We start from the raw sequence: 25,055 nt of genomic DNA, 5'->3' as shown, positions 1-25,055 counted from the left end.
ATCGTCTGTGAGTTATAAATGCGTATTGAGAAGCACACGGAGTTTGCGGAATGGAATCGAAAGAACAACAACTGCTGGAGCTGCTGGGCCTGACCGCCCGCACCCTGACCCACCTGACGGCGTCCATGACTTCCATGTCGTTCGAGCTGCTGCGCAGCTCCGACGAGGTCACACGCTCGGCCGGCAAACACATGATCGATCGCATGGCGACCATCAGCACCGGACTGGACGACCACTGGCGACTCATCGGCGAACTGACCGGCGTGCATGTTGCCCAGGAAGAAGTCGAGACGGTGCTGGAAATCCAGATGCAGGCATTGCCTTCTTCTGTGCCGATGAACTGAATCGGTCGACCACCGCAAGCTCTTCTCCCAACGCCCCGCGCTGCAAGAGCCCGAGCGTTGCGCTCGGCTTTCCGTTACAATGCCTCACCGTGCCGACGACAGTGTCGGATAGACAAGCCGAGCGAGGTGCTCCATGGATATTATCGAAACGATCAAAGAGCAGATTGCCAACAACACAATCCTGCTTTACATGAAAGGCTCGCCGAACGCGCCTCAGTGCGGTTTCTCGGCCAAGGCTTCGCAGGCAATCATGGCCTGTGGCGAAAAATTCGCCTACGTCGACATCCTGCAGAACCCTGAAATTCGCGCCAACCTGCCCAAGTACGCCAACTGGCCGACCTTCCCGCAGCTGTGGGTAGCCGGTGAACTGGTAGGCGGCAGCGACATCGTGGCCGAAATGGCTGCCAACGGTGAATTGCAGACCCTGGTCAAGGAAGCTTCGGCCAAGGCCGCTCAGCCAAAAGCCGACGCCTGATCCCGTGAGTGGCCGACATTCAAGTCGGCCAGGAACGAAAAAAGCCCCGCCTGTTCACACAGCGCGGGGCTTTTTCATCGTGCCGCTTCGGCAGCGCAGTGGGATCAGTCTTCTTCGCCCATGCTCGACTGCAGGTAGTTCTCGATTCCAACCTTGTCGATGAGGCTCAGCTGGGTTTCCAGCCAATCGATCTGCTCTTCCTTGCCTTCAAGGATGTCTTCGAGCATTTCACGGCTACCGAAGTCACCGGCAGTCTCGCAGTGGGCGATGGCGCCTTTCAGATCAGCCAGACCCTTGTATTCGATTTTCAGGTCGCAGCCAAGCATTTCGCTGGCGTGTTCACCGATCAGGATCTTGCCCAGTTCCTGAAGGTTGGGAATCCCCTCGAGGAAGAGAATGCGCTTGATCAGCTTGTCGGCGTACTTCATGGCATCGATCGAGGCCTTGTACTCGTGCTTGCCCAGCTTGTTCAGACCCCAATCTTCGTACATGCGGGCATGCAGAAAGTATTGGTTGATGGCGACCAGCTCGTTTCCGAGGATTCTGTTGAGATGCTGGATGACGCTGATTTCGCCTTTCATGGTCGGAGGGCCTGCGCGGGAATAGGAGTAATAGCGCGAAGTTTGGCCTCAGGAAGTTGCCATGTCAAACCTAAGTTATTGAATACTATATGAAAATTAATCGGAATAAGAATGACTGAGTTCCGCGTTTGTTGCTAAGTCATTGTATTTCAGACATAAAAAAACCGGGCATGGCCCGGTTTCTCAAAAGGGGGGTGCTTCAGGCAGGTGTAAATTCCACGGGGTAGGACAGGGTGGATGCCTGGGCAGTCTGGATTTGCGTCAGCGTATCGCGTACCACTTCCTTGGCAAGGCAGGCACATTTACCGCATTGAGTAGCAACGCCGAGGGTTTCGCGCACATCACGATAGCTGCAGCAGCCTTCGTAGATTGCATCGCGAATCTGACCATCGGTGACACCCTGGCAAAGACAGACATACATACGTAAGAACCGCCGCTGTGTTGGTTTCAGTGCGGACGATTCTAATGTTAATGAGAATGCTTGTCAAAACAACTCGCGACTGCGCTCGCAACAGGCGATGAACGGTGCAGGAGTGCCGGTTGTTCCAGCAACTCCTGACACAGGTATTCAGTCGTTGAAGTCCTGCCAGCCGCCCATCTGCTTCCAGCGGTTGACGATGCCGCAGAACAGCTCGGCCGTCTTTTCAGTGTCGTAGCGCGCGGAGTGGGCTTCGCGACCGTCGAAGTCGATATCCGCAGCCTGGCATGCTTTTGCCAGAACGGTCTGACCGTAGGCAAGGCCCGCCAGGGTGGCGGTGTCGAAGCTGGAGAAGGGATGGAACGGGTTGCGCTTCATGTCGGTACGCGCGACGGCAGCATTGAGAAAGCCGAGGTCGAAGCTGCTGTTGTGGCCGACCAGGATCGCGCGCTTGCAGCCGTTGGCTTTGAGCGCCTTGCGGATGCCGCGGAAGATGTCGGTCAGCGCTGTCTCCTCGCTGACGGCCATGCGCAGGGGGTGGTCCAGCTTGATGCCGGTGAACTCTAGCGCCGCGGCTTCGATATTGGCCCCTTCGAACGGTTCGACGCGGAAGAAATAGGTGTGGTCGGGAAACACGAAGCCTTTCTCGTCCATGCCTATGGTCGTCGCGGCGATCTCGAGCAGGGCATCGGTGGCGCTGTTGAAGCCGCCAGTCTCCACGTCCACGACTACCGGCAGGTAGCCACGAAAACGGGCGGCCATGGGATGGCGCGAGCCCGTACCGGCATTGCCCGTATCTTCGTCGTCGTAGTTGTCTTCACTCACGCATCTTTCTCCAGCAGGCGCCAGCGCAGTTTTTCACCGGCGCGCAGCGGAATGACGACCTGCTCACCGAAGGGCAGGCTGGTTGGGGCGGTCCACTCGTCGCGGACCAGGGTAATGGTGTCGGTGTTGCGCGGCAGGCCGTAGAAGTCCGGGCCGTGCAGGCTGGCAAAACCCTCGAGCTTGTCCAGGGCATTACGCTGCTCGAACGCCTCGGCGTACAGCTCGATGCCGGCATAGGCGCTGTAGCAACCGGCGCAGCCGCAGGCGGCTTCTTTCGCATGCTGGGCATGGGGCGCCGAATCGGTACCCAGGAAGAACTTGCCGCTGCCGCTGGTGGCGGCGTCGAGCAGGGCAACCTGATGGGTATTGCGCTTGAGGATCGGCAGGCAATAGAAGTGCGGCCGGATTCCACCCACCAGCATGTGATTGCGGTTGTACAGCAGGTGCTGGGGGGTGATGGTCGCGGCGACATTGGCCGGCGCGGCCTTGACGAACTCGGCGGCCTCGGCGGTGGTGATGTGCTCGAAGACGACCTTGAGCGTGGGGAAACGCTCCACCAACCGGCGCATGTGCTCGTCGATGAAGATTTTCTCGCGATCGAACACGTCGACGTCACCACGAGTGACTTCGCCGTGAATCAGCAGGGGCATCCCGGCATCGCTGAGCGCTTCGAGCGCCTCCGTGATGTTGTCCAGGCTGGTGACCCCGGAATCGGAATTGGTGGTGGCGCCGGCCGGGTACATCTTGGCCGCCTTGACGAATCCGCAAGCGGCGGCGGCACGGATGTCGGCGGCACTGGTGCGGTCGGTCAGGTACAAGGTCATCAGCGGTTCGAAGGCGCTGCCTGCGGGGCGTGCGGCAAGGATGCGCTGGCGATAGGCATCGGCGTCGACGGCGGTGCGCACCGGCGGTACCAGGTTGGGCATGACGATGGCGCGGGCGAAGATCCGCGATACATCGGCCACGGTATGCGGCAGCACGGCACCATCACGAAGATGTATGTGCCAGTCGTCGGGACGCAGAAGGGTCAGGCGGTCGGACATTGGGGATTCCAGGCGGTTCGAACTCGCCGCGAATGCTACCGGAAAACGCCGCCCACGGCATCCGCTATCAAGTTTTGCAGGCCATGTCCGATACCTTGGAAGTACCCTGTTAGAACCCGTGGAGCCTGTCGTGCGCCAGCGTTATCTTGCCCTGCTCAGTGTGTTTGCCAGCCTTCCAGCCCTGGCGATGAATTTCCAGACGCGTCTGGAGAACGTCGAGTGGAAAGTGGCGGGCGATCAGTTCGAGTGCCGGTTGGGCCAGCCGGTTGCCAATTTCGGCTCGGCGGAATTCGTGCGGCGTGCGGGTGAGCAGGCGGTATTTCGCCTCAACTCGGCCAGCCGTCTGCTGGGAACAGGCTCTGCGACCCTTCTGGCTGCTGCAGCACCCTGGCAGCCGGGCCGCGGCGACATCAACCTGGGCAGCGTCCGGCTGGGCCATGGCGAAGCCCTGCTGACCAGCTCGCAAAGCCAGGCCAGTGGTCTGATGAATGGGCTGCTGGAAGGGCGCATGACCCTGATACGCAGCCAGTCCGGCGGACAGCCGGTGGAGATCCGCCTGTTGTCGGCACGCTTCGGCCAGGCTTTCGGCGAGTACCAGGCCTGTGCGGCTAAGCTGTTGCCGATGAACTACGACCAGATTCGCCTGAGCGAAGTGGGCTTTCCCCGCGGTCTCGAACTCGACGCGCCGGCCAAGGCGCGTCTGGACAAGCTTCTGGCCTTCATGAAAGCCGATCCCAGCGTCAATCACGTGCAGCTCGACGGCCATTCGGACAACAGCGGCAACCGTCTGGTGAACCGCGACCTGTCCAGGCGCCGGGCGCTGGCCGTTCAGGACTACCTGTTGGCCCATGGCCTGAGCGAAAGCCAGATCACCTTGCGCTTTCACGGCGAAAGCTATCCGCTGGTGGCCAACAGCAATGCTGCCAATCGGGCCCGAAACCGTCGCGTGAGCATCGAGTTGTCTCGTGTGGAGGCGCCGCCAAGCGCTGCCCCGGCCGCCGATTCGCCCGCCGTTCTGGCCACCGACAAGCCGCCAGCGAAGCCATTGTGACTGTCGCGTGTTCAACCAAAGCTGTCGCGCCCCTGTAAATTCGTAGCCTTGGGCGGTAGAATCGACGGCTTTCCGTAGAACCCCGTGGAGTGATGGCATGGCGGACGTAAACAAGGTCGTTCTGGCGTATTCCGGCGGCCTGGACACTTCGGTGATCCTCAAGTGGCTGCAGGACACTTATAACTGTGAAGTAGTGACCTTCACTGCCGATCTCGGCCAGGGCGAAGAGGTCGAGCCGGCACGCGCCAAGGCGCAGGCCATGGGCGTCAAGGAAATCTACATCGACGACCTGCGCGAAGAGTTCGTGCGCGACTTCGTGTTCCCGATGTTCCGTGCCAACACCGTGTACGAAGGCGAATACCTGCTGGGCACTTCCATCGCACGGCCGTTGATCGCCAAGCGCTTGATCGAAATCGCCAACGAAACCGGTGCGGATGCCATCTCCCACGGCGCCACCGGCAAGGGCAATGACCAGGTGCGTTTCGAGCTGGGTGCCTATGCGCTCAAGCCGGGCGTCAAGGTCATCGCGCCATGGCGCGAGTGGGACCTGCTCTCGCGTGAAAAGCTGATGGACTACGCCGAGAAGCACAACATTCCGATCGAGCGCCACGGCAAGAAGAAGTCGCCGTACTCGATGGACGCCAACCTGTTGCACATCTCCTATGAAGGCGGCGTGCTCGAAGACACCTGGACCGAGCACGAAGAAGACATGTGGCGTTGGACGGTCTCGCCGGAGAACGCCCCGAATACCCCGCAGTATCTGGAGCTGACCTACCGCAACGGCGACATCGTCGCGCTGGACGGCGTCGAGATGACACCTGCCACCGTCCTGGCCACCCTGAACCGCATTGGTGGCGAGCACGGCATCGGCCGTTTGGACATCGTCGAGAACCGCTATGTGGGGATGAAGTCCCGGGGTTGCTACGAAACCCCAGGCGGCACCATCATGCTGCGCGCCCACCGTGCCATCGAATCCATTACCCTGGATCGCGAAGTGGCGCACCTCAAGGACGAGCTGATGCCCAAGTACGCCAGCTTGATCTACACCGGCTACTGGTGGAGCCCCGAGCGTGTGATGCTGCAGCAGATGATCGACGCCTCGCAGGTCAACGTGAACGGCGTGGTCCGGCTCAAGCTGTACAAGGGCAACGTGATCGTCACTGGCCGCAAGTCCGATGACTCGCTGTTCGATGCCAACATCGCGACCTTCGAGGAAGACGGCGGCGCCTACAATCAGGCCGACGCGGCGGGCTTCATCAAGCTCAACGCCTTGCGTATGCGCATTGCCGCGAACAAGGGCCGCACGTTGTTCTGACAGCTGTTTTCACAGCAGCGGTCGCGACACCCGCCAGGCGTGTCCCGAAAACCCCGGTCTCGACCGGGGTTTTTTATTATCCCAACAGTACCGTCCACTTCAGTCGGTTCGGTTGCAACGCCGCGACCTGGCAATTGAGCCTGGCCAATCGCGCTGCCAGCGCATTGGACAAAGGGGGCGGGGGAGTCTGTCCTACCAGCACGATCAGCAGAGGTCTGGCGTGCTTGCGCGTCTCGAGCGCACTGGCCAGCCGTTCAAGATTGGCCGTCATGCGCGCTCGCGTTGGCAGGGTACTGGTGTCGATGATGTGCAAGTCGTTGTGCGCCAGCGTCACCCGATTGTCGACGTGATGTTTATGAACGTCCACTTCGGTATCCAGACTTTCCATGAAGTAAGCCGAACTTTCGAAGTCCGATGGTGAGTAAAGCGCTCGGCGATTGAAGTTGAGCGTGGCGAAAAAAAGAATGGCCAGGAAAGTTGGAAAGCCCACCAGAAACCATATATAGATCGTCTGGCTGGTTTCATCCAGAAAGGGCAGGCTGGCCAAGGCGGATGCCTCGACCATCGCTGTGAACAAGGCGATGATGCCGAGCGGATTGGGACGGGTGATTTTCTTGTGGGCCACGAATGCCTCGCAGGGCCGCATGGGCCGATGGTTGCTTGGCCACCGATAGTAGTAGGCTCGCCGGGCTGCGCAGGATGCATAATTATCCAACCGACAAAGCTGCCGGACCCTGAGTGGGCAGAAGGCGTCAGGAGCCGTCGTGAAGGCTCTGGCGCGGCGCTTTGCGTCCGAAATGGCGAGTGTTTCCAGGTGGTATTTATCCTGCAACAGCTTGGCCGGTTTACAGGGCACGGCTCAATTGAAGCGGCAGGGCAATTATGCAATGCTCCTGCTCCTTAGTTTCATAAGCAGAGCTCGAAGCCGTCAGGCACTGTACAAGAATTTTCACAGGCTCAATATGTAGGAATATTCTCCTGTCATTGTAGGAAGTGTCTTAGTTATTGCCTGCCCGGATTCTGAATCGTCGAAGACGGCAGGTGTCTGGGGTAATGTGCGGGCTCTAGAATTCGAACCGCGAAAAATTGGATCCTCCCATGAATAAAGTGCTGATCGTGGACGATCATCCGGTCATCCGCCTCGCCGTGCGGCTGCTGATGGAGCGCCATGGCTACGAGGTGGTGGCCGAGACCGACAATGGTGTCGATGCGCTGCAACTGGCCCGTGACCATGCCCCGGACATCGTCATCCTCGACATCGGGATTCCCAAGCTCGACGGGCTGGAAGTGATCAGTCGGCTGACGGTGAGCGAACCCCAGCTCAAGGTGATGGTGCTGACCTCGCAGGCGCCGGGGCATTTTTCCATGCGCTGCATGCAGGCGGGGGCGGCGGGTTATGTGTGCAAGCAGCAGGATCTCACCGAGTTGCTCAGCGCGATCAAGGCGGTACTGTCCGGTTACAGCTATTTCCCCAACCAGGCCTTGCACTCGGTGCGAGCGAGCCTGGGCAATGCCTCGGAGGCCGACATGGTGGATCGCCTGTCGGGGCGAGAAATGATGGTGTTGCAGCAACTGGCCAAGGGCAAATCGAACAAGCAGATCGCCGATGGCATGTTTCTGAGCAACAAGACCGTGAGCACCTACAAGACGCGCTTGCTGCAGAAGCTCAATGCCCGGTCGCTCGTCGATCTGATCGAGTTGGCTCAGCGCAATGGGTTGGCCTGATCTGCAGGCAGGCCGTGTGGCCTATAGATCGAAATCGTAGTCAGCCAACTGCCGTTGCAGACGTCTTTCCTCGAGCAGGTTATCGATCGTACGGCGCTTGCTCAGATTGCTCTTGACGGGCTCGACGACGGGCTCGGCTTCTTCACTCTCAGCGGTGATGAAGTCGTCTTCCGTTTCCAGCACTTCTTTATCGGTACTCATGACGTCAGCTCCAGGCATGTGCTGCCAATGGCGGACCTTATAGCGATATTCGAAGACGGCGTAAAAAAGATTTTTTCAATCGAGAGCCGAGCTCTTACAGGCAACCTCAATCGTCGCTGGTCTTGTGCTTGTATTCACACAGGTCTTCGATGCGACAGCTGCCGCAGCGGGGCTTGCGTGCCTGGCAGACGTAACGCCCGTGCAGGATCAGCCAGTGATGCGAGTCGAGCAGGTAAGGCCGAGGGACGAACTTCATCAGTTTCCGTTCAACTTCCACCACGTTCTTGCCGGGGGCGATTCCGGTCCGGTTGCTGACGCGGAATATGTGCGTGTCGACGGCCATGGTCAGTTGTCGAAACGCCGTATTGAGCACCACGTTGGCGGTCTTGCGGCCGACCCCTGGAAGCGCTTCGAGGGCCTCGCGGGTTTGTGGCACCTCGCCGCCGTGCCTTTCGACGAGCAAGCGACAGGTCTCGATGACATTGCGGGCCTTGCTGTTGTAGAGACCGATGGTCTTGATGTAGCTCGATAGCCCCTCGACACCCAGCGCATGCATCGCCTGGGGCGTCGGCGCGACGGGAAACAGCTTCGCAGTCGCCTTGTTCACACCGACGTCGGTGGATTGCGCAGAAAGAATCACCGCGATCAGCAATTCGAAGGGTGAACCATAGGCCAGTTCAGTCTTGGGCTCAGGGTTGTCTTCATGCAGCCGGCGGAAGATTTCCTGGCGTTTCGTGGCGTTCATCGGGTAGATAAATCCTTCGCGGGCAAGACTAGTGTGATTGAAGTGCAGCCAGGTGACGTTCGGCGGATTCGTGTTCGCGGTTCAAGGCGTCGAGTATGAGGTACTGCTCGAACGTGGGCGGTGTCACGAAAGCCTTCTGGGTTTTCGCCAACTGCGCACGGCTCATGGCCACGGCGATTTTCGCCTGTTTCAAGGCTGCGTCGCCAGTGCTCGCCTTGGCCGCCTTCGCTGCCTTGATCCGCTCGATCGCCGACAAGGCCGGGGACGGCGGCACCGCGAGGGTAGCCGGTCGCTGCGGCCTGTGTGATCGCTCGGCCTGCCGTGCCGCCTGGACCTGCTGCAGGCGCAGGTTCCGGGCTTCGTAGCGTTGTCGGGCGCGATCGCGCTTGTGCATACGCACACGCTGCTGTTGCGTGCTGCAGCCGGGGTCGCTTGCCAACGACGTGAACGCTGACGTTGGTGAGGGGCGCATTTCGATGCAATCGACAGGGCAGGGTGCAACGCACAGGTCGCAACCGGTGCATTCGTCGACCAGCACGCTGTGCATCAACTTCGCGGCGCCGAGAATGGCGTCCACCGGACAGGCCTGGATGCACTTGGTGCAGCCGATGCATTCGGCTTCGCGTATATAGGCGATCTGGGCGGGGGCCGTACCATGGGTCGGGTCCGGCGCCAGCACCGGTACCTCAAGCAGCTGCGCCAAGGCAGCGATGGTTGCCGTACCCCCCGGCGGGCAACGGTTGATCGGCTCGCCGGCCACGATGCCGGCTGCGTAGGGCCGGCAGCCAGCATGGCCACATTTGCCGCACTGAGTCTGTGGCAGCAATGCGTCAATGCGTTCGATCAGGTTCATGGAAGGCCGGAATGCAAAGGGAGGCATGTGTCGATGGTGAGATGGCGGCGATCCCGCCGCTCGTCTTGCGATGAAGACAAGCGGCAGGGCGCGTGAGCCTTGGCTTACTTGATACGCTGGCCCGGCTTGGCGCCGCTGTCGGGGCTGAGCAGGTAGATCTCCTCGCCGCCAGGGCCTGCGGCCATGACCATGCCCTCGGAGACGCCGAAGCGCATCTTGCGAGGCTTGAGGTTGGCAATCATCATCGTCAGTCGACCCTCCAGCGCAGCCGGATCCGGATAGGCGCTCTTGATCCCGGAGAAGACGTTGCGTTGTTCATCACCGATGTCCAGGGTCAGACGCAGCAGTTTGTCCGCGCCTTCGACCGCCTCGGCCTTGAGAATCAGGGCAACGCGCAAATCGACTGCGGCGAACGCATCGAAATCGATTTCGGCAGCCAATGGCTCCTTGGCCAGCTCACCGTTACCAGTGGCAGCCACGGCAGGATCCTGAGCAGCGGCCAGGTCCTGCTTGGAAGCGTCGGTCATGGCCTGCACCTTGACCGGGTCGATGCGGGTCATCAATGCCTGGAACGGGTTGAGCGAGTGCTCGGCGAGCCAGGTAGTGTGGTCGTTCCAGGTCAGTGGCTCGACATTGAGGAAGCGTTCGGCGTCCCGTGCGAGCTCGGGCAGGACCGGCTTGAGGAAGATGATCAGCTGGCGGAACAGGTTGATACCCACTGCGCAGACGGCCTGCACTTCGTCGGCGCGGCCTTCCTGCTTGGCCAGCGACCAAGGTGCTTTCTCGGCGATCCAGGCATTGGCACGGTCGGCCAAGGCCATGATTTCGCGCATGGCGCGGGCGAAGTCGCGCACTTCGTAGGCTTCGGCGATGCTGGGCGTTGCGTCCAGGAATGCCTGGGTCAGCTCCGGTGCGGCATTCGCGGCGACCAATACGCCGTTGTTGCCCTTGTGGACGAAACCGGCACAACGGCTGGCGATGTTGACCACCTTGCCGACGAGGTCGGAATTGACCTTCTGCACGAAGTCGTCGAGGTTGACGTCCAGATCGTCCACGCCACGGCCCAGCTTGGACGCGAAGTAGTAGCGCAGGTACTCGGGCGCCAGGTGATCCAGGTAGGTACGGGCCTTGATGAACGTGCCACGGGACTTGGACATCTTTTCGCCGTTGACCGTCAGGAAGCCGTGCACGTTGAGCGCGGTCGGCTTGCGGTAGCCGGCGCCTTCGAGCATGGCTGGCCAGAACAGCGCATGGAAATTGATGATGTCCTTGCCGATGAAGTGGTAAAGCTCGGCCGTGGAATCCTTGGCCCAGTAAGCATCGAAGTCCAGTTCCGGACGGCGGGCGCAGAGGTTCTTGAAGCTGGCCATGTAGCCGATCGGCGCGTCCAGCCACACATAGAAGTATTTGCCGGGTTCGCCTGGAATCTCGAAGCCAAAATACGGTGCATCGCGGGAAATATCCCACTCCTGCAGGCCCGCATCGAGCCATTCGGCGATCTTGTTGGCCACCGCGTCCTGCAAGGTGCCACTGCGGGTCCAGCCTTCGAGCATCTGCTGGAAGTCGGGCAGCTTGAAGAAGAAGTGCTGGGAGTCCTTGAGTACGGGCGTGGCGCCCGAGATCGCCGATTTCGGGTCCTTGAGCTCGGTGGGCGCGTAGGTAGCGCCGCATTTCTCGCAGTTATCACCGTACTGGTCGGGCGCTGCACACTTGGGGCAGGTGCCTTTGATGAAACGGTCGGCGAGGAACATCTGCTTCTGCGGGTCGAAATACTGGGTGACCGAGCGCTGGGCGATATGGCCGGCCTCGCGCAGCTTCAGGTAGATCTCGCTGGACAGCTCGCGGTTTTCTTCACTGTGGGTAGAGTGGAAATTGTCGAAGTCCACCAGGAAGTCGGCGAAGTCGGCGCTGTGCTCGGCCTTGACGTTGGCGATCAGTTGCTCGGGCGTGATGCCTTCCTTTTCCGCACGCAGCATGATGGCCGAGCCATGGGCGTCGTCTGCGCAGACATAGACGCACTGATTGCCGCGATGCTTCTGGAAGCGCACCCACATATCGGTCTGGATGTACTCCAGCATGTGGCCAAGGTGGATGGAACCGTTGGCATAGGGCAGGGCGCTGGTGACGAGAATCTTGCGTGGCTCGGACATGGGGCTCGGCTACTGGAAGTGAAACGAAGACCGAACACTATAAAGGCGCGAGGGGATTTTTTCACCTCTTGTCAGGGACTGCGATGCCGCCAGCCAGTGGGGGGCGCTTTGTCATGGCCTGCATGACTGCGACAAAATGTCTCAAGTTGCCGCCGCGGCTGCCGATAACCTGGGATTAGGAGACCTCCCTCATGATTCCGCCCCTGATTCCGATCAGCGTCGTGCCGGTGACCTCGCAACTCGACCCGGTCAAGCCAACGCCGAGCATCGCACCTGTGGCGCCGGCTCAGCCAGGCTCCAATGACAATGCCATCGATCTGCGTCATCACGATGCCGATCAAGCGGCGCTGGTGCTGCGCGAGGAGCAGCGACGGCGTCAGCGCGAAGGCCGACCACCGGATCCGGACGAGCACGCGCCGGTGCCGGGCGACTCGCTCAACGCCGACAACACGGTACCGGTGGCCCCCTTGGTCGAGGACCCGCCGCGCCAGGGACTGTGGGTCGACATCCAGGTCTAGTCAGGGCCGTTCGCGCGCTGCATCATGAACGATCCTTTTCGCCACCGATTCGACACCGCCATGAGCCAAGACGACAACCTGATCGATTTCGCCAGCGAACGCGGCAAGCGTATCCACGACCTCAAGGACAAGCGCCTCAACGAGATGCGTCAGGCCTTCGAACAGGCGCTGCCTCTGGACCCGGCCAAGTCCAGGAAAAAGACCAAGAAGCCGAAGAAGCGTTGACCCAGGTCAATCCAGGCAACGGCGTGCCCGCGTAGGGTGACGTTTCGAGTGGATGCGGGAACGACCAGCGATGATGTTCGATGACATTTTTTTTGCCGGGGCACTGACCTTCGGCCTCGCGACCTTGCTCACGGTCGGCGTTGCGCTGTACATCTGGAGGGATTCCTACAGTGACCGGTGAGCGGTGGCTGATCAACGAAAGGGGCGACCAGGGTCGCCCCTTTTTTGTGGGTCGCGTTCAGCCGATGGTGATGGGTGGCGGGCTGACCAGGGTGACGGTCTGCTGCTTACGTGGGGCAAGGATTTCAGCTTCGCCGTCGACGACCAGCTCATCGCGCTGGTTGAACACGCGGGTGGCGATGCGGACACGGAACTTGGGCAGCTTTTCGAGGATTTCCAGGCGCACGGTCAAGGTGTCGCCCAGTTTCACCGGTTTCTGGAAGCTCATCTGCTGACCCAGGTAGATGGTGCCCGGCCCGGGCAGCTCGCAGGCGACAGCGGCGCTGATCAATGCACCGCTGAACATGCCATGGGCGATGCGCTCCTTGAACATGCTGGCGGCGGCGAACTCGGCGTCCAGGTGAATCGGGTTGTGGTCTCCCGACATCGCGGCGAACAGCTGGATGTCGCGCTCCTGCACGGTCTTGCTGAAGCTGGCGGTCTGGCCGACTTCGAGCGCTTCGTACGGAGTATTGCTGACTTGGGTCATGGGGGTGCGGGTTCCTTGGCTTGACGGGACCGGTGCCGCGTCAAATAGATTCACGATGTTAACAGGAGGGTCGTGCGCATTTGCGTCGGTTGCGGCAGCTGCTAACGTCGGCAGCATACCGCAGGCGCAATGGCCGGGCGGGCTTCGAATCAGAGGACAATAATAATGCATCCTGATTTCTGGAACGACAAGCGCCCGCCGGGCGTGCCCCACACTCTTGCGGTCGGTGAATTCACCTCCATTGTCGATGTGTTCGATCGCTCCTGTACCACCTTCGCCCAACGTCCGGCCTTCAGCAACATGGGCGTGACCCTGAGCTATGCCCAGCTCGACCGGCACTGCGCCGCTTTCGCCAGCTGGTTGCAGCAGCACACCGACCTGGTCCCCGGCGACCGCATCGCGGTGCAGTTGCCCAACGTCCTGCAATACCCCATTGCGGTGTTCGGTGCATTGCGCGCCGGCCTGGTGGTGGTCAATACCAACCCTTTATACACCGCGCGCGAAATGCGCCATCAGTTCTCCGATTCCGGGGCACGGGCGCTGGTCTACCTCAACCTGTTCGGCGACAAGGTCGAGCAGGTGCTGCAGGACACGAAGCTGGAATACCTGATCGAAGCCCGTCTGGGCGACCTGATGCCCGCTGCCAAGGGCTGGCTGGTCAACACGCTGGTGAGCAAGGTCAAGAAGCGCGTCCCTGCCTACCATTTGCCCCAGGCGATACCCTTCAAGACGATTCTGGCGCAAGGCGCGGGGTCGTCACCCCGTCCGGTGACGCCGACCCTCGATGACCTCGCGGTGCTGCAATACACCGGCGGCACCACCGGGCTGGCCAAGGGTGCCATGCTCACTCATGGCAATCTGGTCGCCAACATGCTGCAGGTGAGGGCCTGTTTCCGCCAGCTCGACGAGCAGGGCCAGACGATCCTGCGCGAAGGCCACGAGGTGATGATCGCGCCGCTGCCGCTCTACCACGTGTACGCGTTCACGGCGAACTGCCTGTGCATGATGGTCACCGGCAACCATAACGTGCTGATCACCAACCCCCGCGATATCGGCGCCTTCATCAAGGAGCTGAAGAAATGGAAGTTCACCGCCTTGCTGGGCCTGAACACCCTGTTTGTGGCATTGATGGAGCATGCCGAGTTTCGATCCCTGGACTTCTCCCATCTCAAGGTCACCAACTCCGGTGGTACGGCGCTGGTCAAGGCCACGGCCGAGCGCTGGGAAAGCCTGACCGGCTGCCGCATCGTCGAAGGCTACGGCCTGACCGAGACGTCGCCGGTGGCCTGCACAAATCCCTATGGCCAGAGCGCGCGCATCGGCAGCGTGGGCATTCCCGTGGTCGGCACCGGGCTGAAGGTGATCGACGACCAAGGGGCCGAGTTGCCGCTGGGCGAGCGTGGCGAGCTGTGCATCCAGGGTCCGCAGGTGATGCGCGGCTATTGGCAGCAGCCCGAGGCGACCGCCGAGGCGCTGGACGCGCACGGCTGGTTCAAGACCGGCGACATCGCCGTCATCGATCCCGATGGCTACGTGCGCATCGTCGACCGCAAGAAGGACCTGATCATCGTTTCGGGTTTCAACGTCTATCCGAACGAAATCGAGGACGTGGTCATGGCGCATCCTCAGGTGGCCAATTGCGCGGCCATCGGGGTAGCGGACGAGCGCTCCGGCGAGGCGGTCAAGCTGTTCGTGGTGGCCCGTGATCCACGGCTGACCACGGCTGAGCTGATGGCCTACTGCAAGGCCAACTTCACCGGCTACAAGCTGCCACGGGAAATCGTCCTGCGCGACGCCTTGCCAATGACACCCGTGGGCAAGATCCTGCGACGTGAACTGCGCGACGGTTGATGCACCGAACAGGGGGCGTGGCGGGCGTTGCAGAGGGGCGCCAGCGAGCCCGGATACAACATGGATCCGCTGTGACTGGAACTGCCAATCCGGTCACAATGGTTACCGTCTGGCCACCTTCAGCCTCTAGTCGCCTCATGGCAAAGCTGCTACTCTCGGCGCGCTTTTCGGCATTCGGACCTGTATGGGTCGTGCTGACATATCAATAATAATCGCATCGAATGCGGTGAAGATTCGCTGGCGCTGGAGGAGTGGGCTTCCATGATCGAAAATTTCTGGAAGGATAAGTATCCGGCTGGAATCGCGGCGGATATCGATCCAGACATGTATCCCAATATCCAGGCGGTGCTCAAGCAGTCCTGCCAGCGCTTCGCCGACAAGCCGGCGTTCAGCAACCTGGGCAAGACCCTCACCTACGGTGAGCTTTACGAGCTATCGGGAGCCTTCGCCGCCTATCTGCAGCAGAACACCGACCTGGTGCCGGGTGATCGCATTGCGGTGCAGTTGCCCAACGTCCTGCAGTATCCGGTGGCGGTCTTCGGTGCGATTCGCGCAGGCCTGGTGGTGGTCAACACCAACCCGCTGTATACCGCGCGGGAAATGGAGCACCAGTTCAAGGACTCCGGCGCCAAGGCCCTGGTGTGCCTGGCCAACATGGCGCACCTGGCGGAAAAGGTCGTCCCCAAGACGTCCGTCCGCCATGTCATCGTCACTGAAGTCGCCGACCTGCTGCCGCCGCTCAAGCGTCTGTTGGTCAACAGCGTGATCAAGTACGTGAAGAAGATGGTCCCGGCCTATCATCTGCCACGGGCAGTGAAGTTCAACGATGTGTTGAGCAAGGGGCGCGGCCAAACTGTCAACGAGGCCAACCCGGCCAGCTCGGAAGTGGCCGTGTTGCAGTACACCGGCGGCACCACCGGCGTGGCGAAGGGGGCGATGCTCACCCATCGCAACCTGGTGGCCAACATGCTGCAGTGCAAGGCCTTGATGGGTTCCAACCTCGACGAAGGCTGCGAAATCCTGATCACGCCGCTGCCGCTCTACCATATCTATGCCTTCACCTTTCACTGCATGGCCATGATGCTGATCGGCAACCACAACGTGCTGATCAGCAACCCGCGCGACTTGCAGGCGATGGTCAAGGAACTGTCGAAGTGGAAGTTCAGCGGCTTCGTCGGGCTCAACACACTGTTCGTGGCCCTGTGCAACAACGAGGCGTTTCGCAAGCTGGACTTCTCGGCGCTGAAAGTCACGCTGTCGGGCGGCATGGCCCTGCAACTGGCCGCCGCCGAGCGCTGGAAAGAAGTGACTGGCTGCGCCATCTGCGAAGGTTACGGCATGACCGAAACCAGCCCGGTGGCGACGGTCAACCCCAACCAGCGCATCCAGATCGGTACCATCGGCATTCCCGTGCCGTCCACTCTGGCCAAGATCATCAACGATGCAGGCGAAGAACTGCCATTGGGTGAGATCGGCGAGTTGTGCATCAAGGGCCCGCAGGTCATGAAGGGCTACTGGCAGCGCCAGGAGGCCACCGCCGAGATCCTCGACGCGCAGGGCTGGCTGAAGACCGGCGACATTGCGCTGATCCAGCCCGATGGCTACATGCGCATCGTCGATCGCAAGAAGGACATGATCCTGGTCTCCGGCTTCAATGTGTATCCCAACGAGCTCGAAGACGTCCTTGCCACCTTGCCGGGCGTGCTGCAATGCGCCGCCATCGGCATACCGGACGAAAAGTCCGGCGAGTCGATCAAGATTTTCGTCGTGGCCAAACCTGGTGTCACCCTGACCAAGGAAAAGGTCATGGAGCATATGCGCGCCAACGTCACTGCCTACAAGGTCCCGCGCACGGTTGAATTCCGTGATGTGCTGCCGACTACCAACGTGGGCAAGATCCTGCGCCGCGAGCTGCGCGATGAAGAACTGAAGAAACTGGGCATCAAGAAATCGGCTTGATCCCTGCCGGGTGCCGGGTGCTACCGACATAACCCCCGCAAATCTGCGACAATTGCGGGGTGTGACCTTCGACGTACCCCACCAAGACCTCTGCGTACCTGATGACCGACCAAACCGCTTCGATTGACCAGCTTCTGAAAAACCTCGACCAGGCCATGATTGGCGATCGTCACCGCCTGCGCCGGCAGTTGCATGAACTGCGCAAGCGGCCCGACGAGGCAAAGCTTGGTCAGTGGGTCGAAAAAGTCCAGGCTTCGTTCGCTCGCGTCGAGGCGCGTCGGCTGAGTGTGCCGACCGTGCGCTACGACGACAGTCTGCCCATTGCCGCCAAGCGCGATGAAATCAAGAAGGTGCTCGCCGAGCATCAGGTGCTGATCATTGCCGGCGAAACCGGGTCGGGCAAGACCACCCAGTTGCCCAAGATCTGCCTGGAGCTGGGCCGCGGCCAGCATGGCCTGATCGCCCATACCCAGCCACGCCGGATCGCTGCGCGCAGCGTGGCCAGTCGTGTCGCCGAGGAACTGGCGACGCCGCTGGGCGGGTTGGTGGGTTACCAGGTGCGTTTCGAAGATCAGAGCGATGCCAATACCCTGGTCAAGCTGATGACCGATGGCATCCTGCTGGCCGAGACCCAGCACGATCGTTTTCTCGAACGCTACGACACCATCATCGTCGACGAGGCCCACGAGCGCAGCCTGAACATCGATTTCCTGTTGGGCTACCTGAAGACCCTGCTGCCACGGCGTCCCGACCTCAAGGTCATCATCACGTCGGCCACCATCGATCTGCAGCGCTTCTCCGAGCATTTCGACGATGCGCCGATCATCGAGGTGTCCGGGCGTACCTTCCCGGTCGACACCTGGTACCGACCGCTGACGGCCGAGCAGGACGAAGAAGGCAACCAGATCGAGAACGACCTGACCGTCGACCAGGCGATTCTGGCGGCGCTGGACGAAATCGCCGCGTTCGAGCGCAGCGAGCGCAAGACGCCGGGCGACGTGCTGGTGTTCCTGCCCGGCGAACGCGAGATCCGCGATGCTGCCGACATGCTGCGCAAGGCTCAGCTGCGGCACACGGAAATCCTGCCGCTGTACGCGCGCCTGTCGCCGGCCGAGCAGCAGCGCATTTTCCAGTCCCATCCCGGGCGTCGCGTGGTGCTGGCCACCAACGTGGCGGAGACCTCGCTGACCGTGCCCGGCATCCGCTACGTGATCGACAGCGGCACGGCGCGCATCAGCCGCTACAGCTACCGGGCGAAGGTCCAGCGTCTGCCGATCGAGGCGGTGTCCCAGGCCAGCGCCAATCAGCGCAAGGGTCGCTGTGGCCGAGTCGAGCCCGGCATCTGCATCCGCCTGTACAGCGAAGAGGATTTTCTCTCGCGCCCGGAATTCACCGATCCCGAGATTCTGCGCACCAACCTGGCGGCGGTGATCCTGCAGATGCTGCACCTGCGCCTGGGCGAAATCGACCGCTTCCCGTTCATCGAGCCACCGGACGGCAAGGCCATCAGCGATGGCTTCAACCTGCTGCAGGAGCTGTCCGCGGTCAACCGCGAGAACCAGCTGACGCCGATGGGCCGACAGTTGGCGCGCTTGCCGATCGATCCACGGCTGGGGCGCATGCTGCTCGAAGGCGCGCGCCAGGGCAGTTTGCAGGAAGTGCTGATCATCGCCAGCGTGCTCTCGGTGCAGGATCCGCGCGAGCGTCCGCCCGAGCGTCAGCAGGCGGCCGATCAGGCCCACGCGCAGTGGAAGGATGCCGATTCGGATTTCGCCGCGCTGGTCAATCTGTGGCGGGGTTTCGAAACCCAGCGTCAGGAACTGGGCTCCAGTGCCTTGCGCAACTGGTGCCGTAAACAGTTCCTCAATTACCTGCGCCTGCGCGAGTGGCGTGATGCACACCGTCAACTGAGCCTGATCTGCCGTGACCTGCAACTGCAGGTGAACAAGGACGCCGCGGACTATCCCAAGTTTCACAAGGCGGTGTTGTCCGGCCTGCTCAGCCAGATCGGCCAGAAAACCGAAGACGGCGACTATCTGGGCGCGCGACAGCGTCGTTTCTGGGTGCATCCGTCGTCGGGCCTGGGGCGCAAGAAGCCGCAGTGGCTGATGGCCGCCGAGCTGGTCGAGACGACCAAGCTGTATGCGCGCATGGTCGCCAAGATCGAGCCGGACTGGATCGAACCGCTGGCCGGGCACCTGATCAAGAAAAATCATTTCGAGCCGCACTGGGAGAAGAAGCGCGGCCAGGTGGTGGCGTTCGAGCAGATCACCCTCTACGGCATGATCGTGGTCGGCCGTCGCCCGGTGCATTTCGGGCCCATTGATCCGGTGGCGTCGCGCGAGCTGTTCATTCGTGAAGGGCTGGTGCGCGGCGAGATCCAGTCGCGGGCCAAGTGCCTGACGGCCAACCGCCAGCTGCTCGAGCAGCTCGACGAGCTGGAGGCCAAGGCCCGGCGACGCGACATTCTGGCCGACGAAGAAACCCTCTACGGGTTCTACGAGGCACGCCTGCCCGCCGAGATCCACCAGACGGCGACGTTCGACAGCTGGTACAAGGTCAACAGCCAGAAGAACCCCGATCTTCTGATCATGCGCGAAGAGGACGTACTGGCCCGCGAGGCCAGCGAAGTCACTGCCGCGCAATACCCTGACACCCTGCGTCTGGGCGATCTGAGCCTGCAGCTGAGCTACCACTTCGAGCCCAACCACCCTCGCGACGGCGTCACTCTGCGCGTGCCCGCGCCGCTGCTGCCGGCCTTGCCGGGCGAGCGCCTGGAATGGCTGGTGCCGGGGTTGCTGGAGGCCAAGTGCATTTCCCTGGTGCGCAACCTGCCCAAAGCCCTGCGCAAGAATTTCGTGCCGGTGCCGGACTTCGTTCGCGCCGCCCTCGCACGTCTGACCTTCGGCGAAGGCTCTTTGCCCCAGGCCCTGGGCCGCGAACTGCTGCGCATGACCGGCGCGCGGGTCAGCGACGAGGCATGGGCCGAGGCCGCGCAGCAGGTCGACAGCCATCTGCGCATGAACATCGAAGTGCTCGACGGCCAAGGCAAATTTCTCGGTGAGGGACGTGACCTGGCCGAGCTCACCGCGCGTTTCGCCGAGGCCAGCAGCGCCGCATTGGCGGTGCCGAATACCGCGAAGAGCCAGCAACCGGTGCAGGCCAAGGCGTTCGCCAAGGTCGAGCAGACCACCCAGCAGAACATCGCCGGACTGTCGATGACGGTCTACCCGGCCTTGGTCGAGGAAGGCGGCACGGTCAAGGAAGGGCGGTTCTCGACCAGCGCCGAAGCCGAGTACCAGCACCGACGCGCCCTGCAGCGGCTGCTGCTGCTGCAACTGGCCGAACCGGCCAAGTTCCTGCGCAGCAAGTTGCCGGGCCAGACCGAACTGGGCCTGCTGTACCGCGAACTCGGCCGTGTCGAAGCCCTCGTCGAGGACATCCTGCTGGCCAGCCTGGACAGTTGCGTGCTGGAAGGTGAAGCGAGCCTGCCGCGCGACGGTGTGGCCCTGGCAGCACTGGCCGAGCGCAAGCGTGGCGCCTGGGCAGAGCACGCCGAACGCCTGGCGCGCCTGACGTTGGATATCCTCAAGCTGTGGCATGGCTTGCAAAAGCGCTTCAAGGGCAAGATCGATCTGACCCATGCCGTGGCGCTGAACGATATCAAGCAGCAGTTGGGCAATCTGGTCTATCCCGGTTTCGTACGCGATACCCCGGCAGCCTGGCTCAAGGAAATGCCGCGCCTGCTCAAGGCGGTCGAGCTACGCTTGGAGAAACTGCCGAGTCAGGTGCAGAAAGATCGGGTCTGGAGCGGCGAGTTGGCCAATCTCTGGAGCCAGTATCAGACACGCCTGAACAAGCATGGCCAGGAGGGCAAGCGTGATCCACAGCTGGAGGTATACCGCTGGCTGCTGGAGGAGTATCGAGTGTCGTTGTTCGCGCAACAGTTGGGCACCAAGGTGCCCGTGTCGGACAAGCGCTTGAGCAAGCAGTGGAGTGCAGTGGACGCCTGAGTGCGGCCCGGTCTTTCGACTCGGGCTTGCGTGGCATTCATCTGATTGAGTTGCCCCTAACAATAGAGGAACGACCGTGCATAACGTCGTCATCAGCGGCACCGGCCTGTACACACCGGCCCAGAGCATCTCCAACGAGGAGCTGGTCGAGTCTTTCAACACTTATGTAGCCGCCTTCAACCAGGACAACGCTGCGGCCATCGAGCGCGGCGACGTGCAGGCACTGGCCCCCTCCAGCGCGGCCTTCATCGAGAAAGCCAGCGGCATCAAGAGCCGCTTCGTCATGGACAAGGCGGGCATTCTCGATCCGCAGCGGATGAAACCCAACCTGCCCGAGCGCAGCAACGAAGAGCAGTCGATTCTGTGCCAGATGGCCGTGGCTGCAGCGGAGCAGGCGCTGCAACGCGCCGGTCGCACGGCTGCCGACGTCGACGCGGTGATCGTTGCCTGTTCCAACCTGCAACGGCCCTACCCGGCGGTGGCCATCGAGGTGCAACAGGCGCTGGGTATTCAGGGCTTCGGTTTCGACATGAACGTGGCGTGTTCGTCGGCCACCTTCGGTATCCAGCAAGCGAGCAACAGCGTGCAGCTGGGGCAGGCGCGAGCGGTGCTGGTGGTGAGTCCGGAGATCTGCACCGGCCACCTGAATTTCCGCGACCGCGACAGCCACTTCATTTTCGGCGATGCGGCCACTGCCGTGTTGGTGGAGCGTGCGGACCTGGCCACTTCGGCGCACCAGTTCGACATCGTCAGCACCCGTCTGCAGACCCAGTTTTCCAACAACATTCGCAACAACTTCGGTTTTCTGAATCGGGCGGAGGCGCTGGGGCCTGGTGGAGAGGACAAACTGTTCGTCCAGGAAGGCCGCAAGGTGTTCAAGGAAGTCTGCCCGATGGTCGCCGAGCTGATCGCCGCCCACCTGGCGCAGAACGACATTGCCGTCCAGGCCGTCAGGCGGTTCTGGCTGCACCAGGCCAACCTGAGCATGAACCACTTGATCGTGAAGAAGCTGCTGGGCCGCGATGCCAGCGTCGAGGAGGCGCCGGTGATTCTCGACCGCTATGCCAACACCAGTTCGGCCGGCTCGGTGATCGCCTTGCATACCCATCAGGACGACCTGGCCGCGGGTTCGCTCGGTGTGCTGAGCTCGTTCGGTGCAGGCTATTCGATTGGTAGCGTGATTCTGCGCAAGCGCTGATCGACGGCGGCAGTGGCATTGAAAAAGGCGCAACCTGCGATGCACTCGCAGCTTGCGCCTTTTGTCTGAAGCGAGGAGAGCAGGCTTAGAACTTGGCTTCCAGGTCCAGCTGCAGGGTGTTCACGTCGGCATCGGTACGGGTACGGCTGGCGACGTCGGATTCGGCCAGGAAGTAGGTGGCACCGACGGCGAAGTTCTTGTCGATCTCGTAGCCCAGCTTAACCTTGTGGCCGCGCGAGCCGGTGAAACCGTTGGCGAAGTCGGAGTCGGTGAACGCGCCCACCACGGCATTGCGTTGCACGTCGCGGTAGTTGTAGTCCAGACCGAAGCCGGCGAACTTGGTCTTGAAACCGGTCAGCCAGGCCGTGTCCTGCTTGCCGACCGTGGCGGTGGCTTCGGCATCGCCGTTGACCACGTACTGGCCATAGATCGACAGCGGCAGGGGCAGGCCGGTGATGTCCAGTTGACCGAAGCCTTCGTACAGGGTGAATTCGGTCGAGGCGTTACCGTTGACGGCCAGTACGGCAGCGGCGTTGGTGGCGTTGTCGTTGTCGTAGGAATAGACGCTGCCGCCCAGGGTCATCTTGACGTTGTCGCCCAGCGCGAAGCGCGCGCCGGCCTGGCCGGTGTACATGCGCAGGTCATGTTCGAACTGGCGACCTTCACCGTCGATGTTGTCGGTCAGCACGTAGTAGCCGGTGCTGCCGAACAGTTCGGCGCCGCCCAGTGGCAGCTTGTAGGTGGCGGCCACACCCTCGGGGTTGATGTCGCCGTCCCAGATCACGTCGCCCATGCTGACCCAGGGCTGGCTCATCTTGCCGCCGATCAGGTGCAGGTCCTTGACGGCCGTTGGGTGCCAGTCCAGGTAGGCCTGATCGAGCCAGATGGATTTCTTGCTGAAGGCGCCATCCAGGCTCTGGTTGGTGGAGCGGGCATCGGCGCTGCTGCCGGTGGCAACGCGGATACCGGCATCGACCTGCGGGTTGATCTCGCTGTAGACGCCCAGACGTGCGCGGATGCGCTGGCGGTCCTGGTTGCGATCGCCGCTGGAACCATCACGTTCGCCGTCGACGTTGATGCTTTCATGACGCAGGCGCACGTCGCCCTTGATCTGGGTCTTCGCGGCCCAGGCGACTTTCTGGTCGAATGCGCTCATCTTCTTCGACTGTTCGGCGGCAGCCACTTGTTGGGCCTGTTTCTCACTGTCCAGCTCGGTCTTCAGTTCGGCGTATTGCGCAGCATTGATCGAACCGTTGGCGCGCAGCATGTCGAGCAGCTTGGCATCGACCGCAGCACTGGCCTGGCTGCTGATGGCCATCAGAACGGTGGCGCTCAGGCTGACCTTGGTGAGTGTTGAAACACGACGCATGACATTCTCCCTATCGCAAAAAAAGGCCGGCAAGCGCCGAACCTGAAAGTGCTTTCGGACACGCCTGGCAGATGGCGTGGCAGACCCCGAAAAACTGGCGCAAGTATTGCGAGGGGTGATGACAAAACAATGTCAGAACAATGGCTTAGTGATTACATTGAAAAGACGGTATGCATTGATCCAGAGCGCTCGCCGAGTGATGGCACCGTATTGGCGGGTGACCGCAGGCAGAGGCTGCGCGATACTGCTCGGCACGTCTCATCCATTGGAGCCTACCGATGCCGTTGCATGTTGCTGCCAGCTTGTCCGCCATCGACGCCGCGCAATGGGACGTGCTGCTGCCCGAATCCCAACCGTTCCTGCGCCATGGCTTTCTCAGCTCGCTGGAAGACAGTGGAAGTCTGGGCGAGCGCTCCGGTTGGGCGCCGGAGCACTTGGTGCTGATCGAAGAGGGGCAACTGGTGGCGGCCTTGCCCAGCTACCGTAAATGGCATTCGTATGGGGAGTATGTGTTCGATCACGGCTGGGCCGACGCCTGCGCGCGGGCCGGTATCGACTACTATCCCAAGCTGCTGGGGGCGGTGCCGTTCAGTCCGGTCAGCGGCCCACGCCTGTTGATGCGTCGGCCCGAGCATGGCGTCGAGTTGCTGCGCAGTGTGCCGGGGTACCTGGAGCTGGAAGGGCTCAGTGGTGCGCATGTCAATTTCACCGATCCTGCCTTTGATGCGCTGATCGGCGCCGAGGAAGGCTGGATGGAACGGCTGGGTTGCCAGTATCACTGGCATAATCGTGGCTATCGGGATTTCGAGGACTTTCTCGATGCGCTCAGCTCGCGCAAGCGCAAGCAGATGCGCAAGGAACGTGAACAGGTGCGGGCGCAAGGCATCGAGTTCGAATGGCGCGAGGGCGGGCAGGTCAGCGAGGCCGAATGGGATTTCGTCTATGCCTGCTATGCCAATACCTACCACGTGCGTGGACGCTCTCCCTATCTGACTCGTGACTTCTTCAGTCTGCTGGCCGAGCGCATGCCCGAGGCGATCCGCGTGGTGTTGGCGACCCATGAACGTCGGCCCGTGGCGATGGCTTTCAGTCTGCTGGGAGGCGACAGCTTCTATGGTCGTTATTGGGGATGCCTGGCCGAGTATGACCGGCTGCACTTCGAGACCTGTTTCTATCAGGGCATGGACTATGCGATTGCCCACGGTATCCAGCGTTTCGATGCCGGGGCCCAGGGTGAGCACAAGTTGATCCGCGGGTTCGAGCCAGTGATCACGCGGTCATGGCACTACCTGCGGCATCCGGGATTGCGGGTTGCGGTGGAGAATTTTCTGCAAGAGGAGCGGGTGGGGGTGCTGGGGTACGCGGAGCAAGCGCGGGAGGCGTTGCCGTATCGGCAGGCCTGAGTCATTCATTACTGGGTGCCTGACTTGTAGGAGCGGCCATTGGCCGCGAAGGGAGCGCTATGGTGTGTCAGGCGAGCCGCGGTG

At 61.6% G+C, this 25,055-nt stretch carries 22 protein-coding genes and 1 pseudogene; 12 read left to right on the top strand and 11 right to left on the bottom strand.

Going from position 1 to position 25,055, the window contains the following annotated elements; translation table 11 throughout:
• Nucleotides 1–50 precede the first annotated feature (50 nt).
• Entirely contained in the window at nt 51–344 is a 294-nt protein-coding gene (locus tag AC788_RS13630; protein ID WP_049861123.1) for a hypothetical protein, read from the top strand.
• A gap of 133 nt (nt 345–477) precedes the next feature.
• The gene (gene grxD, locus AC788_RS13625; RefSeq protein ID WP_049861122.1) at nt 478–819 is read left to right on the top strand and encodes a Grx4 family monothiol glutaredoxin; all 342 of its coding nucleotides are present in this window, start codon (nt 478–480) and stop codon (nt 817–819) included.
• Between the two features lie 104 nt (nt 820–923).
• On the opposite strand, the gene bfr is transcribed toward grxD, so the two are convergent.
• The 4 genes from bfr to pyrC all read right to left on the bottom strand — a co-directional run bounded on the left by bfr (nt 924) and on the right by pyrC (nt 3,686).
• Nucleotides 924–1,400, bottom strand: a complete 477-nt coding sequence (gene bfr, locus AC788_RS13620; RefSeq protein WP_049861121.1) for a bacterioferritin — start codon at nt 1,398–1,400, stop codon at nt 924–926.
• A 199-nt stretch (nt 1,401–1,599) separates the two neighbouring features.
• A complete protein-coding gene (locus tag AC788_RS13615) occupies nt 1,600–1,821 on the bottom strand; it encodes a bacterioferritin-associated ferredoxin (protein WP_049861120.1) in 222 nt (73 codons plus the stop codon).
• Between the two features lie 147 nt (nt 1,822–1,968).
• The gene (gene rnt / locus AC788_RS13610; RefSeq protein WP_049861119.1) at nt 1,969–2,643 is read right to left on the bottom strand and encodes a ribonuclease T; all 675 of its coding nucleotides are present in this window, start codon (nt 2,641–2,643) and stop codon (nt 1,969–1,971) included.
• A complete protein-coding gene (gene pyrC, locus AC788_RS13605; protein ID WP_049861118.1) occupies nt 2,640–3,686 on the bottom strand; it encodes a dihydroorotase in 1,047 nt (348 codons plus the stop codon). The genes rnt and pyrC overlap by 4 nt, the downstream gene beginning before the upstream one ends.
• Before the next feature lie 130 nt (nt 3,687–3,816).
• On the opposite strand from pyrC, the gene AC788_RS13600 reads away from it, so the two are divergent.
• Nucleotides 3,817–4,737, top strand: a complete 921-nt coding sequence (locus tag AC788_RS13600; protein WP_049861117.1) for a flagellar protein MotY — start codon at nt 3,817–3,819, stop codon at nt 4,735–4,737.
• Nucleotides 4,738–4,834: 97 nt separating this feature from the next.
• Nucleotides 4,835–6,052 (top strand): argininosuccinate synthase, encoded by a 1,218-nt coding sequence (locus AC788_RS13595; RefSeq protein ID WP_049861116.1) that lies wholly within the window; start codon nt 4,835–4,837, stop codon nt 6,050–6,052.
• A 76-nt stretch (nt 6,053–6,128) separates the two neighbouring features.
• Here the strand turns inward: AC788_RS13595 and AC788_RS13590 are convergent, their stop codons facing one another.
• Nucleotides 6,129–6,677, bottom strand: a complete 549-nt coding sequence (locus AC788_RS13590) for a hypothetical protein (protein WP_152965747.1) — start codon at nt 6,675–6,677, stop codon at nt 6,129–6,131.
• Nucleotides 6,678–7,150: 473 nt separating this feature from the next.
• On the opposite strand from AC788_RS13590, the gene AC788_RS13580 reads away from it, so the two are divergent.
• Nucleotides 7,151–7,777, top strand: a complete 627-nt coding sequence (locus tag AC788_RS13580; RefSeq protein WP_049861113.1) for a response regulator transcription factor — start codon at nt 7,151–7,153, stop codon at nt 7,775–7,777.
• 21 nt (nt 7,778–7,798) lie between these two features.
• On the opposite strand, the gene AC788_RS13575 is transcribed toward AC788_RS13580, so the two are convergent.
• The 4 genes and pseudogenes from AC788_RS13575 to metG all read right to left on the bottom strand — a co-directional run bounded on the left by AC788_RS13575 (nt 7,799) and on the right by metG (nt 11,726).
• Entirely contained in the window at nt 7,799–7,978 is a 180-nt protein-coding gene (locus AC788_RS13575) for a PA3496 family putative envelope integrity protein (RefSeq protein ID WP_049861112.1), read from the bottom strand.
• A gap of 106 nt (nt 7,979–8,084) precedes the next feature.
• On the bottom strand, nt 8,085–8,723 hold the full coding sequence (gene nth / locus AC788_RS13570) for an endonuclease III (protein ID WP_049861111.1): 639 nt from the start codon (nt 8,721–8,723) through the stop codon (nt 8,085–8,087).
• Nucleotides 8,724–8,757: 34 nt separating this feature from the next.
• A pseudogene (locus AC788_RS13565) lies at nt 8,758–9,576 on the bottom strand (RnfABCDGE type electron transport complex subunit B); the annotation flags it as partial.
• Nucleotides 9,577–9,680: 104 nt separating this feature from the next.
• Nucleotides 9,681–11,726, bottom strand: coding sequence for a methionine--tRNA ligase (gene metG / locus AC788_RS13560; protein WP_049861109.1), 2,046 nt, complete (start codon nt 11,724–11,726; stop codon nt 9,681–9,683).
• A gap of 191 nt (nt 11,727–11,917) precedes the next feature.
• Between metG and AC788_RS13555 the strand changes: the two genes are divergently transcribed.
• Together AC788_RS13555 and AC788_RS21795 are read left to right on the top strand one after the other, a co-directional pair.
• Nucleotides 11,918–12,244, top strand: a complete 327-nt coding sequence (locus tag AC788_RS13555) for a hypothetical protein (protein ID WP_049861108.1) — start codon at nt 11,918–11,920, stop codon at nt 12,242–12,244.
• A gap of 24 nt (nt 12,245–12,268) precedes the next feature.
• Entirely contained in the window at nt 12,269–12,469 is a 201-nt protein-coding gene (locus tag AC788_RS21795; RefSeq protein ID WP_049861107.1) for a hypothetical protein, read from the top strand.
• A gap of 238 nt (nt 12,470–12,707) precedes the next feature.
• On the opposite strand, the gene AC788_RS13545 is transcribed toward AC788_RS21795, so the two are convergent.
• Entirely contained in the window at nt 12,708–13,178 is a 471-nt protein-coding gene (locus AC788_RS13545) for a MaoC family dehydratase (RefSeq protein WP_049861106.1), read from the bottom strand.
• Nucleotides 13,179–13,343: 165 nt separating this feature from the next.
• On the opposite strand from AC788_RS13545, the gene fadD2 reads away from it, so the two are divergent.
• From fadD2 to AC788_RS13525, 4 genes are all read left to right on the top strand, one after another.
• Nucleotides 13,344–15,029 carry a long-chain-fatty-acid--CoA ligase FadD2 gene (fadD2, locus tag AC788_RS13540; protein ID WP_049861105.1) on the top strand — a complete coding sequence of 562 codons (1,686 nt, stop codon included), beginning with the start codon at nt 13,344–13,346 and terminating at the stop codon, nt 15,027–15,029.
• 261 nt (nt 15,030–15,290) lie between these two features.
• A complete protein-coding gene (fadD1, locus tag AC788_RS13535; protein ID WP_049861104.1) occupies nt 15,291–16,988 on the top strand; it encodes a long-chain-fatty-acid--CoA ligase FadD1 in 1,698 nt (565 codons plus the stop codon).
• Nucleotides 16,989–17,089: 101 nt separating this feature from the next.
• Nucleotides 17,090–21,001 carry an ATP-dependent RNA helicase HrpA gene (gene hrpA, locus AC788_RS13530; protein ID WP_049861103.1) on the top strand — a complete coding sequence of 1,304 codons (3,912 nt, stop codon included), beginning with the start codon at nt 17,090–17,092 and terminating at the stop codon, nt 20,999–21,001.
• Between the two features lie 76 nt (nt 21,002–21,077).
• Nucleotides 21,078–22,199: a beta-ketoacyl-ACP synthase III gene (locus AC788_RS13525; protein WP_049861102.1), complete on the top strand. Its 1,122-nt coding sequence runs from the start codon at nt 21,078–21,080 to the stop codon at nt 22,197–22,199.
• An 85-nt stretch (nt 22,200–22,284) separates the two neighbouring features.
• Here the strand turns inward: AC788_RS13525 and AC788_RS13520 are convergent, their stop codons facing one another.
• Nucleotides 22,285–23,568: a putative porin gene (locus AC788_RS13520; RefSeq protein WP_049861101.1), complete on the bottom strand. Its 1,284-nt coding sequence runs from the start codon at nt 23,566–23,568 to the stop codon at nt 22,285–22,287.
• Between the two features lie 278 nt (nt 23,569–23,846).
• On the opposite strand from AC788_RS13520, the gene AC788_RS13515 reads away from it, so the two are divergent.
• A complete protein-coding gene (locus tag AC788_RS13515) occupies nt 23,847–24,971 on the top strand; it encodes a GNAT family N-acetyltransferase (RefSeq protein WP_049861100.1) in 1,125 nt (374 codons plus the stop codon).
• Nucleotides 24,972–25,055 lie beyond the last annotated feature (84 nt).

This window comes from Pseudomonas sp. RIT-PI-a (genome assembly GCF_001187875.1).
Classification (GTDB): Bacteria; Pseudomonadota; Gammaproteobacteria; order Pseudomonadales; family Pseudomonadaceae; genus Aquipseudomonas; species Aquipseudomonas coleopterorum.
The sequence above is the reverse complement of the archived record's forward strand: the minus strand, read 5'-3'. Positions and strand labels throughout refer to the sequence as shown.